Consider the following 13,697-nt stretch of genomic DNA (forward strand, 5'->3'; position numbering starts at 1 on the left):
AAGTGAATAGAGAGGGAATTAAAAATTGATAACATTGTTCATGTTGTCACATGAATGTAACAATAAGGATTTAAAGTGTTTGTAGAGGTGAAAACATGAATACGAATCATGTAAAAAAAGAACGAAAAAAATCAATCATAAAGATATTTATTATTAGTTTTATAAGTATATTAATGATACCAGTAAGTTTGTATTATTATGCGACAGAAATAGAACGAAAACTAGTAACAGTTACGTGGAATGAAATAGAAGCTTCTACAATTCCTAAAGAGTTTAATAATAAAAAAATATTGCAGTTTTCAGATGTACATTTAGGGCCAGAGTTTACATTGAAGCAACTTGAACATTTGGTGGAGAAGATGAATGAAATACATCCAGATATCGTAGTTTTTACTGGAGATTTAATAGATAAATTTGGGTCTTATAGTGCGGAAAGAGAAGAAGCAAAGGCTATTTTGCAGAAAATTTACGCGCCCTTAGGGAAATATGCTGTGTTTGGGAATCATGATAGGGGCGGGGGCGGTAGTTTATTTTACAAAAAATATATGGAGGAAGCTGGTTTTTCTGTATTAGTAAATGAAGTGCAGAAAATTAAAGTGGAAAACGGCAAATATATTACAATATCAGGTTTAGATGATTTTCTATTAGGGAAGCCACAAATAGATTCAACTTTAAAAAACTTGAAACAAAATGATTTCAACATGTTATTAGTACATGAGCCGGATGTTGTAACCAAAATAAATCGTTACCCAATGGATCTTCAACTGTCAGGACATAGTCACGGAGGACAAGTCCAAATTCCTTTTGTAGGTCCATTAATTACTACCAAACTAGCTGAGAATTATGTTGAAGGTATGTATGAAGTAGAGGGGAAGAGTAAGCTGTTATATTTATATGTAAATCGTGGCATTGGGACTACTAGGATGCCTGTTAGATTTTGGAGTGTACCTGAACTTTCAGTTTTTGTATTGAAGCAAAATAGTAACTAATGTATTCAATTCCACATCATCATTCTCAATTTGATTTTGATGAACGAGATATGGTGATTTACGGTAAATGAAAACAACAATAGGTCCTATAACCTATTGTTGTTTTTTATTATTTTTGCAAGGGAAGAGTATCAAAATATGTTCTGTAATTATTAGAGAATTCAAAGTTGTTTTTTGCATCCCAATTAATAGACCAAGACATTAGGCCGCGGAATGCAGGATAGCCACTTTGGTTAGAAAGTTTATACTTTCCTCCGAACGGAACTCCTTTAATGATATAATTTAAAGCTTTTTTCATTTCAGTTGGCGAAATGTATCCACCACTTGGAGCTGCCGCTGGTGCTGCTGGAAGCCCAATCATAACTTGATCTGAGCGAAGAGCTGGGAAAATGTTATTTGGATTACCACCTACAGGAAAACCATGTAAGAGCATATCTGCCATAGCGACCTCGTAGTCTGCAGTACCTTGATTGTAGTTATTACCGTCCATTCCAACCCCGCTACCAGCGTTGTAGTGTTGAACGTGAATGTATGTTAGTTTATCTTTCACTCCGTAAATAATTGGTAAATATGCACCCCAGATACTTCCGTATGCGCTATAACCGCCTTGAACATAAGCTGTTTCAGGAGCCATGCTTAATAGAAAATCTGGACCATAATGATCTGAGATTGTTCGAATAGCTGATATAAGATTTACGATTTGGGGAGTAGTTGGATTTTTGAAATTAATGTCATTTCCGTTTAAGTAAATACCTGATTCAAGGTCAATATCTATTCCATCAAAATCGTATTTATCGATTAGAGATTGTATGGAATTAATAAAACGTTGCTTAGCGGCATTGTCAGGAAGTAAAACGACTCCATTTTGTCCTCCTATTGAAAGAACTACTTTCTTTCCTTTACTTTTTAAATAAGAAATATCTGATTTGAAGTCTGCATCTGTACCATACACAGGAGAAAATTCAACAGTGGAACGATCACCACCAGTTTCACCAAAAGATACATTGATTACATCCCATTTTGGTGAAACGTCTTTTAATTTAATAATGCCAGTACCGTTATCAAAGTTATGCCAGTATCCAACGAGTAATTTTGAACCTAAATTGTTTGCTGCTTGTGTTTGGAAAGGGGATAGCGGTAGTAGTAAGAACATTACTAAAATACAACAAAATAATTTGAACTTGTTTAACATATCAACACTCCTATACAAAAAAGTTGTCTAGATGTATAATCTTGTTTATTTAATGATATCTGAAAATTCTTTCTTTTGTAAGAGGACTATAATTTTCTCAACAATTGTGTGTGGGAAAGTATTAAACCTAATGAAATAATTTTTGAAGGAGATTGAATTGTAATTGTTAAATTCAGAATATTTTGATATATTTTAACGTATAGAACAAAATCTTTCGCACAGTACTCTTACATAAATTTCAAAATTTAGTTTGGAAGGGGATGTACAAGAGTTGGATAAAAATCTAAAGAAAGATCTCAAAATACGCCACATTACAATGATCTCAATTGGCGGCGTAATAGGGGCTGGTTTGTTTGTTGGAAGTGGTGCCGTTGTACATTCGGCAGGACCTGGTTCTATCGTTTCATATGCATTGGCAGGACTTCTAGTCATTTTCGTCATGAGAATGCTAGGAGAAATGGCAGCTGTAAATCCGACAAGTGGTTCATTTGCAACGTATGCAAGAGAAGCAATTGGTCCATGGGCGGGTTATACAATAGGCTGGTTATACTGGTTTTTCTGGGTAATTGTTATTGCAATAGAAGCCACAGCAGGTGCTGGTATTATCCAATATTGGATTCCACAAATACCGCTATGGTTATTAAGTTTAATATTAACAATTTTATTAACGCTGACGAACGTTTTTTCGGTGAAATCATTTGGAGAGTTTGAATATTGGTTTTCTTTTATTAAAGTAATAAGTATTGTTTTGTTCCTTTGTCTAGGTCTTGCTGTTATTTTAGGATTTGTTCCAGGAACAGAAGCACCCGGCACTTCGAATTTAATTGGACAAGGTGGGTTTATGCCAAACGGTATAAGTTCGGTCTTGCTTGGAATTACTGTTGTTATATTTTCATTTATGGGATCAGAGATTGTAGCAGTAGCAGCTGGTGAATCTGCAGAACCTGTAAAAGCAGTAAAAACAGCAACAAACAGTGTGATTTGGCGTATTCTTGTATTTTTTATTGGGTCTATAGCGGTAGTTGTTACGCTACTGCCATGGAATTCAGCTAACATATTAAAAAGTCCATTTGTAGCTGTACTTGAACATATAGGAATACCAGCGGCAGCACAAATTATGAATTTTATCGTTTTAACAGCTGTACTTTCTTGCTTAAATTCAGGCTTATATACAAATTCAAGAATGCTTTTTTCAATGGCAGAAAGAGGAGATGCGCCAAAGTCATTTTTAAAATTGAACAGTAGTGGTGTTCCTGTTCGAGCGGTTTTATTTGGAACGTTCTTCGCTTATATTGGAGTTGTTTTTAGTTACATTTCTCCAGATAAAGTCTTTTTGTTTTTAGTGAATGCATCTGGCGGGATTGCGTTACTAGTTTATCTCGTTATTGCAGTTTCGCATTTAAAGATGCGTAAAAAAATGGGGAAAGTAGAACAAAAAAATTTGAAAGTGAAAATGTGGCTTTTTCCGTATGTAACGTATGTTACAATTGCTGCTATTATAGCAGTTTTAGTTGCGATGTTCGCAATTGATACTTTACGTTCACAAGCACTTTTAACAATGTTTGTTACAGTTCTTATCATACTTTCTTATTTTATTTTTAATAGAAATAAAAATAGCACAGTTTTGAATCCTAAAAGTAAGAATGAGGAATCTGTTCGATTCTAATTTTCTTATTTTCGAAGAGAGTTACACCCAGTCATTGCTATAAAAGAATCATATATAATCATAGAAACAAGTAATTACTATTGTCATAGTGGATATAAACTTTTTTCTTGACTTTTTATACGAAGGCGAGCAAAATGGTAAAAAAGGAAGGGGGGATGATGATGGAAGAGTACGTATTAGAGCTGTATAACCTGTTATATACGACAGAATGGCAAGATATTGTTTCGTTTCTAGGAATAGTATTTTGCATGAAAATTGTAATTGTATATATGGAAGAGCAAGGTATGTTCTATTCCTTCTCATCTCCGTTCGATGTGCAGCGCGAGCCGTTGCTAAACTATGCCAATGTGAATTACGAACAATTTCCTTTTGTAGTTTTCTTTATGATTCGATTTATTACAGCAATTGTAAAGAAGAAGGAAAGTGATGATGAAGAGTGCCACGCAACTTGTAAGGTAGCTAACGTTTTTTAAGCTAAATACAAGGAGGAGATTTATATGTGGTTTCGATTTCTTATGATTGGTTTCTTTTCATTAACAGCAATTTCATTAATGGGATATCAAGTGTCTGAAATTTTTCAAGCATATAGCGATACATTTTTTAACAAAAATTAATCGCGTTGCTATTTGAATAATAAAGCGATAAAATCCTTCTTAAGAAGTTTTATTAAGAAGGATTTTTTTCTTTGTTTTGTCTTGCTGTGTCAAACTATTGTCACATTTACACTGTGAATAATATGTTAAAATAGTGAGGTTACGTATACATACTTGAAGGAAGAGGGAGTGACCATTTTGGTGGATCAATCAACAAATCAGAAAAGCTATGCTCCTATTGTGATAACGCTTTCTGTAATTGTAAATGCGATTATTTTATTTTTGTTCTTTGGACCTGTTGGCTATGAAGGAGAAGTACATTTTGATGTAACGATTTTACCAATGTTAAACGCGATTTTTAATAGCTTTACGTTCGTATTTTTATTAGCAGCGTTATTCTCTATTATTAAAAAGAATGTGAAAATGCATCGTGGTTTCATCCTTGCAGCATTTACGACAACTTTACTATTTTGTGTGTCGTATTTATCGTATCATTACTTAGCACCGGCAACACATTTTGGAGGAGAAGGATTCATTAAATATGTGTATTTCATCATTTTAATTACACATATTATCCTAGCAGCAATTATCGTACCACTTGCATTGTTTGCACTTGTATTTGGTTTTACAAATCAATTAACACGTCACCGTAAAATTGTACGTTGGACAATGCCAATTTGGTTATATGTAAGTTTATCTGGTGTTATTGTGTACTTAATGATCTCACCTTATTATCAATAAAAGTCTCAGCCTTTAGGCTGGGGCTTTTTTGTTAAGCAAATCTTTTTGTGAAATGAAAAAAATATGGTATACAAAAGTATAGTTGCTTTTCAAATAGAAGGGATGGTAAAGAAATATGCAAAATTTTGTATTTCGTAATCCAACGAAACTTATTTTCGGTAAAGATCAATTAGAACAGTTAAAAACTGAAATTCCACAGTTTGGTAAGAAGGTTCTTCTCGTATATGGAGGAGGCAGTATTAAAAGAAACGGTATTTATGATAATGTGATTTCTATTTTAAAGGATATTAATGCAGAAGTATTTGAATTGACGGGTGTTGAACCGAATCCTCGTGTATCAACTGTAAAGAAAGGGATTCAAATTTGTAAAGATAATGGAGTCGAATTTATTTTAGCAGTTGGTGGAGGAAGTGTAATCGACTGTACGAAAGCGATTGCTGCTGGTAGTAAATATGATGGAGATGTATGGGATATTGTAACGAAAAAAGCATTTGCTAGTGAGGCATTACCATTTGGTACTGTACTTACTCTTGCTGCGACAGGTTCTGAAATGAATGCAGGCTCGGTAATTACAAATTGGGAAACGAATGAAAAGTATGGATGGGGAAGCCCAGTTACATTCCCGCAGTTTTCAATTTTAGATCCAGTTCATACTGCATCTGTGCCGAGAGATCAAACGATTTATGGTATGGTAGATATTATGTCACATGTATTAGAACAATATTTCCATCATGGAACGAATACAGAACTACAAGATCGTTATTGTGAATCTGTTTTAAAAACAGTAATTGAGACAGCTCCCAAGCTTTTAAGTGATTTAGAAAATTATGAGCATAGGGAAACAATTTTATATTGCGGAACGATGGCGTTAAATGGTATTTTAGCGATGGGAGTAAGAGGTGACTGGGCAACTCATAATATTGAACATGCAGTTTCTGCTGTTCATGATATACCGCATGGAGGCGGCTTAGCAATTCTATTCCCTAACTGGATGAAGCATGTCGTAGATGAAAATGTAAGTCGTTTTAAACAGTTCGCTATTCGTGTATTTGAAATAGAAACAGATGGAAAAACAGATAAAGAAGTGGCGTTAGAAGGAATTGAGGCACTGCGTCAATTTTGGACTTCAATTGAAGCGCCAGCAACATTAGCTGATTACGGTATTGGAGAAAATGAAATTGATATAATGGCTAATAAAGCGATGGCGTATGGTGAATTTGGTAACTTTAAAAAATTAAATAAAGATGATGTTCTAAGTATATATAAAGCTTCTTTATAAGTGAATTTAGAAAAGAAACCTATTTGATTGTTTGATCGAATAGGTTTCTTTTTTTGCTTTTTATAAACGTTTATGAATGTTTGTGATTATTTTTGATTGTTTATGGTTGATTTTTGTGACCGTTTTCATTATACTGTAATCAAAGAAGAGGTGAATAAAATGTTAACTCCTGAACGTCATCAAATGATATTGCAACTTGTAAAAGAACAGAAAGTTGTAAAATTACAGCAATTAGTTGAAAGAACAGAAAGCTCTGAGTCGACAATTCGCCGTGATTTAGCACAATTGGAAAAGCAAAGGTTATTAAAAAGAGTTCATGGTGGTGCCGCTGTTTTAACAGGAAAAGGGCAAGAACCAACGATGGTTGAAAAATCATCCAAAAACATTCAAATAAAACAACAAATTGCTAATTATGCGGCTAGCGTTGTTGAACAAGGTGATTGTATTTATTTAGATGCAGGGAGTACAACATTTGAAATGATTCCATTTTTAATCAATAAAGATGTTACTGTCGTTACGAATGGACTTATGCATATTGAAGCTTTAGTTGAAAATAATATTCGTGCGTATTTACTAGGCGGAATGATGAAGAGTAGGACGAAAGCTTTAATCGGTGCTATGGCACAGGAAAGTATGCAGAAGTATCGCTTTGATAAATGTTTTTTAGGTGCAAATGGTGTACATGAACAGCTTGGCTTTACAACGCCAGATCCAGAAGAAGCGCTCCTAAAACAAATGGCACTAACATTAGCAAACGAAGGATATTTCTTAATTGATGAAAGTAAGTTTTCAGAAGTTGCGTTTGCGAAAATTGCAAATGTTGAAGATGCAAATATTATTACAAACCATTTAGAAATTGATTTAGAAAAATATAAAAAACAAACCAATGTAATTGAGGCTGATAAACAATGATCTATACAGTTACTTTAAACCCATCTATTGATTATGTAGTGCAAGTTCCTTCTTTTGATTTAGGAACAATAAATCGAGCGGAGAAAGATATGAAGTTTCCTGGAGGAAAAGGAATTAATGTTTCTCGTGTTCTTCAGCGTTTAGGTGTTAAAAATATAGCACTTGGATTTACTGGTGGATTTACTGGTCAATTTATTAAAGAGGTATTACATGACGAAGGTGTAACAACAAACTTCGTCCAAGTAGATGAAGATACTCGCATTAATGTGAAAATAAAAGGGAAAGAAGAAACAGAATTAAATGGCCAAGGTCCTATTGTAACAAAAGAGCAGTTCGAACAGTTAATGAAAAAAATTGAGAGTATGCAACCTGGAGATTGTGTTGTACTCGCTGGGAGTGTACCGATCTCTATTCCAAGTACTTTTTACGAATCAATTGCTGCGTTTGGAGCTGAAAAAGGTATTCGTGTAGTAGTAGATGCAAGTGGAAGTGCACTGCAACATGTAATTAAAAATAAGCCATTTTTAATTAAGCCAAACCATCATGAACTTGGTGAGTTGTTTGGAGTGGAGCTTTCAACAGTAGAGGACGTTTTACCTTATGGAAGAAAATTAATTGAACAAGGTGTAAAACACGTTATCGTATCGATGGCTGGAGAGGGAGCTTTATTATTTACGGCAGAAGGTATATATGAAGCGACTGTTCCAAAAGGTGTTGTAATTAATTCAGTTGGGGCCGGAGATTCTCTTGTTGCAGGGTTTGTAGGCAAATATGAACAGACAAAAGATATTGAAAAGGCATTTCAATACGGCGTTGCAACAGGGAGTGCAACAGCATTTTCAGCTGATTTATGTAAGAAGGAAAAAGTAGAAGAATTATTGTCGCAAGTAATTGTAGCTAAGCGATAGGGGGAAGCAACATATGAAAATTACAGAACTATTAAAAAGGGATACAGTCATTATGGATTTGACAGCTTCAAATAAAGAAGCTGTCATAGATGAATTAGTTGAGAAATTAAACGGGGCAAATCGTTTAAATAGTAAAACGGAATTTAAAGAAGCTATTTTAAAGCGGGAGTCCCAAAGTACGACTGGAATAGGGGAAGGTATTGCAATACCTCATGCGAAGACAAAGGCTGTTAAACAACCATCGATTTGTTTTGGTAGAAGTGTAAGCGGTATCAATTATGAGTCGCTTGATGGACAACCGGCACACTTATTCTTTATGATTGCTGCAAGTGAAGGAGCGAATAATACTCATTTAGAAACGTTGTCTCGTTTATCGACATTATTAATGGATGAAGGGTTTCGCAAGCAACTATTAGAAGCGAAGGATGAAAGTGAGCTTCTTCAACTATTTGATGAAAAAGAGAATGAAAAAGAAGAAGAGATTGAAGTCGCAAAACCAGAAGGAAATGAACCGTACGTACTTGCTGTTACAGCTTGCCCAACTGGAATCGCTCACACATATATGGCGGCGGATAGCTTAAAAGCAAAAGCGGCAGAGTTAGGAATAGCGATTAAAGTTGAAACGAACGGATCAACAGGTATTAAAAACGGTTTAACGAAAGAGGATATTGAACGTGCAACAGCTATTATTGTTGCGGCAGATAAACAAGTAGAAATGAATCGTTTTGCTGGTAAACATGTCATTCAAGTGCCAGTTGCTGATGGGATTAGAAAAACGGAAAATCTGCTTAAACGAGCTGTCAAACAAGATGCACCAATCTTTAAAGGTGTAAAAGAGGATGGGAAAACAGAAAGTATTGAGAGAGAAAAAGGATTAGGAATTTATAAGCATTTAATGAGCGGTGTAAGTAATATGCTTCCATTCGTTGTTGGTGGCGGGATTTTAATAGCGCTAGCATTTTCGTTTGGTGGTATAAAGGCGGAAGGTCCTTTAGCTGAATTGTTCATGTCAATTGGTGGAGGAAAAACAGGTGCATTTTTATTCCTTGTACCAATTTTAGCTGGATTTATTGCAAGCTCTATTGCTGATCGTCCTGGTTTTATGCCTGGTGTTGTAGGTGGGTTTTTAGCGGCGAATGCGAATGCTGGATTTTTAGGTGGATTAATTGCTGGTTTCTTAGCTGGATATGTTGTTTTAGGGTTGAAAAGATTATTTTCAGGACTACCAGTACAATTAGAAGGAATTAAACCTGTATTGTTATATCCAGTCTTTGGATTATTGATTACAGGAGTTGTAATGCAAAAAGTAGTAATTCCGCCTGTAGTAGCATTAAATGAAATGTTGACAGGGTGGTTAAATGGTTTAAATGGTACGAATGCTATATTACTAGGTCTTATTTTAGGTGGTATGATGGCGATTGATATGGGTGGTCCAATTAATAAAGCGGCATTTACGTTTGGTATTGCTGCAATAGAAGCACAAAATTTTGGAGTGCACTCAGCAGTTATGGCTGGTGGTATGGTACCGCCACTTGCGATTGCATTCGCAACTACATTCTTTAAATCAAAGTTTACAGAAGCGGAACGTAAATCTGGTTTAACAAATTATATTATGGGAGCATCGTTCATTACAGAAGGTGCGATTCCGTTTGCAGCTGCAGATCCGGTTCGAGTAATCGTAAGTTGTGTTGTTGGTTCAAGTATTGCAGGTGCGTTATCTATGTTATTCCAAATTACATTACCGGCACCGCATGGTGGATTATTTGTAATAGCGTTAGTAAATAAACCGTTACTATATATTTTCTCTATATTAATTGGAACAATTGTCTCGGCTATTATGCTAGGTGTTTGGAAAAAGAAAGTTCAATAACAAATAAAAAGAGAGTAGCTTTTAGTAGCTGCTCTCTTTTTATTACAAAAAAATAAGTTAACAATGGAATATTGATGTTTTTTGGTAAAAGATGTAACGAATTGTTACTTTTTTGTAACAAAAAAGTAACACTGTAATTTTTTCTGGAAAAAAATTCTTGTGCTCGTATATGAAAAATATATGAAAACCACTGGAGATTGTATGAGAAATACATTTTATTAATATGGAAATTTATGTTACAACTCGTTAATTGTATATTACGAATGCTTTGTAATTGTGTGATTTCTAAAAATTCTAAAAATCTGTTGCTATAATGAAAATACGAAAACAAAGCAAATGGAGGCTATTCATGAAAAAATTATTAAGTATAGCAACAGCAGCAGTTTTTGGTCTTGGGATTTTTGCGGGTTCTGCTAAAGCGGAAACAATTGTAACAACAGACGTATTAAATGTTAGAGAAAACCCAAATGTAGAGTCAAAGCTTGTAGGTAAAGTGTTAAGTGGGAATACACTAGATGTTATAAATACAGAGAATGGATGGACAAAAATTAAGTTAAACGGTAAGGAAGCGTTTGTAAGTGCTGATTTTACAAAGAGCACATATTATGTAACGGCGGGCGTATTAAATGTTCGTGCTGGAGCGAATACTGATTCTGAAATTTTAGGTAAACTTAATAAAAATGATGTGATTGAAACGACGAATCAAGTTCAAAATGAATGGTTACAATTCGACTACAATGGAAAAGTCGGATATGTTCACGTGCCATTTTTAACAGGAACGGCACCTGTAATTGAAAAGAAAGAGGTTGTAGCTCAAGAAGAAGCGCCGGTTAAAAATAATACAGCAGTTAAGAATAAAGAGTCTGTTAAGAGTAACGATTCTATTAAGAATGTAGAATCAAGTAAACCTGTGGTAAAAGAAAAGCCGGCTGCAAAACCAGTTGCGAAATCTACTGAAACAAGTGCGCCTACTGGTGGTCGTGAAATTACAGTAGAAGCGACGGCATATACAGCAGATCCGAGTGAGAATGGTTCATATGGTGGTCGTGTATTAACTGCAATGGGGCATGATTTAACAGCAAATCCAAATATGAAAGTAATTGCTGTTGATCCGAAAGTAATTCCGCTTGGATCAAAAGTATGGGTAGAAGGATATGGAGAAGCGATTGCTGGAGACACTGGTGGTGCGATTAAAGGAAATCGTATTGATGTATTAGTCGGTTCAGATGGTAGTGCTAATAGCTGGGGGCGCAAATCTGTAAAAGTGAAAGTTATACAATAGGTTATCGATATTAATATAAAAAGCGGTTGCTTGAAATTATGTAAGCAGCCGCTTTTTATGGATTATTGAAAGGGATAAATATTTTTACCTGTAATAATTTTATATGCACTGCAAAATTGTGTTTGTATATATTCTGTATTTTTATTTTCTGGATGTGATGTTGTTTCATGGAGAGTAGAATGAAAAGCCCGTAGTAAACAATTTAGGGCGAAGTATAATTCCTCTTGTGAACAATTTTGTTCTTTTGTAGAAGTAGCTAAAATGAGGTCTTTTGTCAAAGATGAAAAATTGATGGTGGATTGTTTCATAGTTAACTCATCCTCTCGAAACTATTTTTATCATGTATATGCAGAATTGGACAAACTATGTTCTTTTTTATATGTAATTTCATGTACCGAAATGAAAGAACTTGCAATCATGCCGTTAAAATTGGTAAGATTGGGTATAATCAATAGATGGAGTATATTACATAAAGAGAGTTGAATGCTATGGGAGAAGTGCAACGTGAAAAAGTTGCTGTCATCATTGGACCAACAGCTGTTGGAAAGACGAAGTTAAGTATCGATCTTGCCAAAGCGTTGAACGGTGAAATTATTAGTGGTGATTCCATGCAAATCTATCGAACGATGGATATTGGAACTGCAAAGGTAACACAAGCAGAGATGGACGGAATTCCACATTATATGGTCGATATAAAAAATCCGGAAGATTCATTTTCTGTCGCGGAATTTCAAGAACGTGTTCGCAAACATATTCGAGAAATTACAGAACGTGGTAAATTACCAATTATAGTTGGTGGGACCGGTCTTTATATACAATCTGTTTTATTCGATTATCAGTTTACAGATGATGCTGGTGATGTGATATACCGAGAGCAAATGGAAAAGTTAGCTTTAGAACGCGGTGTGGAATATGTACATAAAAAATTGCAAGAAGTAGATCCGGAAAGTGCGGAGCGTATTCATGCAAATAATGTACGACGTGTCATTCGGGCGTTAGAAATTTTCCACACGACGGGTGAAAAAATGAGTGACCAAATTGAGAAACAAGAAAAAGAGTTACTCTATGATGTTTCATTAATTGGCTTGACAATGGATCGAGAAATGCTATACGATCGCATTAACTTACGAGTGGATTTGATGATGGAACAAGGCCTATTAGAGGAAGTAGAAGGTCTGTATAATAGAGGGATACGAGATTGTCAATCTATTCAAGCGATTGGATATAAAGAAATCTATGATTATTTTGAGAATCGAGCCCCTTTAGAAGATGCGGTATCACAATTAAAGACGAATTCGCGTCGTTATGCAAAGCGTCAATTAACATGGTTCCGTAATAAAATGGATGTCACGTGGTTTGATGTTACAGACGGTGAAAAAACGTCAGAAATTTTACGATACATAGAAGGAAAGTTACAAGTAAAGTCGAATAATAGTAAGTAGAGAAAAAGAGGAGGATTCGACATGAAGCAATCAATCAATATTCAAGATCAGTTTTTAAATCAACTCCGTAAAGAAAATACGTTTGTTACGCTGTACTTATTAAATGGTTTCCAGCTTCGTGGACTAATTAAAGGATTTGATAATTTTACAGTCCTGCTGGAAACAGAAGGTAAGCAACAGCTTATTTATAAACATGCAATTTCTACATTTGTACCACAAAAAAATGTTTCAATTGAATTAGAATAGTAATGAATTATTGTACATAACAAAAAAAGAGCGAGTTTCCTCGCTCTTTTTTTATTTGTCATAAACAATATATGATGAAATTTAAGCGATTCTAAATACAGTAAGGCGGATGTTAGTATTTCCTGTCGCAGGGATCGTAATCTCATTAAGAGTAGATTGAACAGAAATTCTTGCACCAGCTGCTAATGTTTCGATTGTAGTAAATGAAAGTGAGTCGCCTATTAAATTTGAAGAGAAATTATCAGTTGCGACTGCTCCATTAATTGAAATTCCTACTCCGAGTGGAGCGCATCCTGGCGCAGTTGTAGAAATGGATACGCTAATTACATAAATACCACCGTTAATAACAGTAACTGTATCTGTGCCGTTGAAGATAATATTGTTTACGTTAATTGCAGTACTAAAAATAAAGTTATTAAATTGCAGTACTGTTTGCTGAATATTGTTTGTTACAACAATTGTTGCTATAGGGAAGCTAGGTCCAGTTGGCCCAGTAGGTCCGGTAGGTCCACCAGAAGGTCCAGTAGGTCCAGTAACTCCTATACCAGTAGCGCCGGTAGCACCCGTTGGTCCTTGA

At 34.9% G+C, this 13,697-nt stretch carries 14 protein-coding genes; 11 read left to right on the forward strand and 3 right to left on the reverse strand.

All coding sequences use genetic code 11. The annotated features are described in order from the left end of the window. Positions 1–95 precede the first annotated feature (95 nt). Entirely contained in the window at positions 96–989 is an 894-nt protein-coding gene (locus BM089_RS15245) for a metallophosphoesterase (RefSeq protein WP_001095330.1), read from the forward strand. 109 nt (positions 990–1,098) lie between these two features. On the opposite strand, the gene BM089_RS15255 is transcribed toward BM089_RS15245, so the two are convergent. Next, a complete protein-coding gene (locus tag BM089_RS15255) occupies positions 1,099–2,181 on the reverse strand; it encodes a chitinase (protein ID WP_090977253.1) in 1,083 nt (360 codons plus the stop codon). Positions 2,182–2,452: 271 nt separating this feature from the next. Between BM089_RS15255 and gabP the strand changes: the two genes are divergently transcribed. The 8 genes from gabP to entD all read left to right on the forward strand — a co-directional run bounded on the left by gabP (position 2,453) and on the right by entD (position 11,432). Then, entirely contained in the window at positions 2,453–3,847 is a 1,395-nt protein-coding gene (gabP, locus tag BM089_RS15265) for a GABA permease (RefSeq protein WP_044307334.1), read from the forward strand. A gap of 134 nt (positions 3,848–3,981) precedes the next feature. Further along, complete coding sequence (locus BM089_RS15270) at positions 3,982–4,320, forward strand: hypothetical protein (RefSeq protein WP_003271231.1); 339 nt, start codon at positions 3,982–3,984, stop codon at positions 4,318–4,320. A 318-nt stretch (positions 4,321–4,638) separates the two neighbouring features. Next, positions 4,639–5,181, forward strand: coding sequence for a DUF420 domain-containing protein (locus BM089_RS15280; RefSeq protein ID WP_000228315.1), 543 nt, complete (start codon positions 4,639–4,641; stop codon positions 5,179–5,181). Positions 5,182–5,296: 115 nt separating this feature from the next. After that, on the forward strand, positions 5,297–6,460 hold the full coding sequence (locus BM089_RS15285) for an iron-containing alcohol dehydrogenase (protein ID WP_001179068.1): 1,164 nt from the start codon (positions 5,297–5,299) through the stop codon (positions 6,458–6,460). A gap of 159 nt (positions 6,461–6,619) precedes the next feature. Next, a complete protein-coding gene (locus BM089_RS15290; RefSeq protein WP_000957288.1) occupies positions 6,620–7,372 on the forward strand; it encodes a DeoR/GlpR family DNA-binding transcription regulator in 753 nt (250 codons plus the stop codon). Continuing rightward, entirely contained in the window at positions 7,369–8,280 is a 912-nt protein-coding gene (gene pfkB, locus BM089_RS15295; protein WP_000640854.1) for a 1-phosphofructokinase, read from the forward strand. The genes BM089_RS15290 and pfkB overlap by 4 nt, the downstream gene beginning before the upstream one ends. Positions 8,281–8,293: 13 nt before the next feature. Further along, a complete protein-coding gene (locus BM089_RS15300) occupies positions 8,294–10,150 on the forward strand; it encodes a PTS fructose transporter subunit IIABC (protein WP_000704609.1) in 1,857 nt (618 codons plus the stop codon). A 349-nt stretch (positions 10,151–10,499) separates the two neighbouring features. Next, entirely contained in the window at positions 10,500–11,432 is a 933-nt protein-coding gene (entD, locus tag BM089_RS15310; RefSeq protein ID WP_023522798.1) for a cell wall-binding protein EntD, read from the forward strand. A 62-nt stretch (positions 11,433–11,494) separates the two neighbouring features. Here entD and BM089_RS15315 read toward each other — a convergent pair whose 3' ends face one another. Further along, positions 11,495–11,740: a hypothetical protein gene (locus BM089_RS15315; protein WP_090977255.1), complete on the reverse strand. Its 246-nt coding sequence runs from the start codon at positions 11,738–11,740 to the stop codon at positions 11,495–11,497. A 180-nt stretch (positions 11,741–11,920) separates the two neighbouring features. On the opposite strand from BM089_RS15315, the gene miaA reads away from it, so the two are divergent. Further along, entirely contained in the window at positions 11,921–12,874 is a 954-nt protein-coding gene (miaA, locus tag BM089_RS15320; protein WP_000504953.1) for a tRNA (adenosine(37)-N6)-dimethylallyltransferase MiaA, read from the forward strand. A gap of 21 nt (positions 12,875–12,895) precedes the next feature. Beyond that, positions 12,896–13,120: an RNA chaperone Hfq gene (hfq, locus tag BM089_RS15325; protein WP_000813896.1), complete on the forward strand. Its 225-nt coding sequence runs from the start codon at positions 12,896–12,898 to the stop codon at positions 13,118–13,120. An 81-nt stretch (positions 13,121–13,201) separates the two neighbouring features. Here the strand turns inward: hfq and BM089_RS15330 are convergent. Next, positions 13,202–13,697, reverse strand: a 496-nt coding sequence (locus tag BM089_RS15330) for a Gly-Xaa-Xaa repeat protein (protein ID WP_002103492.1), incomplete at its 5' end; no start/stop codon positions are given.

It is taken from the genome of Bacillus sp. 5mfcol3.1, from assembly GCF_900114335.1.
Lineage (GTDB): Bacteria > Bacillota > Bacilli > Bacillales > Bacillaceae_G > Bacillus_A > Bacillus_A thuringiensis_S.

Coding starts and splice junctions, on each gene's coding strand:
- entD (WP_023522798.1), top strand. CDS start 10,500: ATGAAAAAATTATTAAGTATAGCAACAGCAGCAGTTTTTGGTCTTGGG.
- BM089_RS15245 (WP_001095330.1), top strand. CDS start 96: ATGAATACGAATCATGTAAAAAAAGAACGAAAAAAATCAATCATAAAG.
- BM089_RS15255 (WP_090977253.1), bottom strand. CDS start 2,181: ATGTTAAACAAGTTCAAATTATTTTGTTGTATTTTAGTAATGTTCTTA.
- BM089_RS15315 (WP_090977255.1), bottom strand. CDS start 11,740: ATGAAACAATCCACCATCAATTTTTCATCTTTGACAAAAGACCTCATT.
- BM089_RS15270 (WP_003271231.1), top strand. CDS start 3,982: ATGGTAAAAAAGGAAGGGGGGATGATGATGGAAGAGTACGTATTAGAG.
- miaA (WP_000504953.1), top strand. CDS start 11,921: ATGGGAGAAGTGCAACGTGAAAAAGTTGCTGTCATCATTGGACCAACA.
- hfq (WP_000813896.1), top strand. CDS start 12,896: ATGAAGCAATCAATCAATATTCAAGATCAGTTTTTAAATCAACTCCGT.
- BM089_RS15285 (WP_001179068.1), top strand. CDS start 5,297: ATGCAAAATTTTGTATTTCGTAATCCAACGAAACTTATTTTCGGTAAA.
- BM089_RS15290 (WP_000957288.1), top strand. CDS start 6,620: ATGTTAACTCCTGAACGTCATCAAATGATATTGCAACTTGTAAAAGAA.
- BM089_RS15300 (WP_000704609.1), top strand. CDS start 8,294: ATGAAAATTACAGAACTATTAAAAAGGGATACAGTCATTATGGATTTG.
- pfkB (WP_000640854.1), top strand. CDS start 7,369: ATGATCTATACAGTTACTTTAAACCCATCTATTGATTATGTAGTGCAA.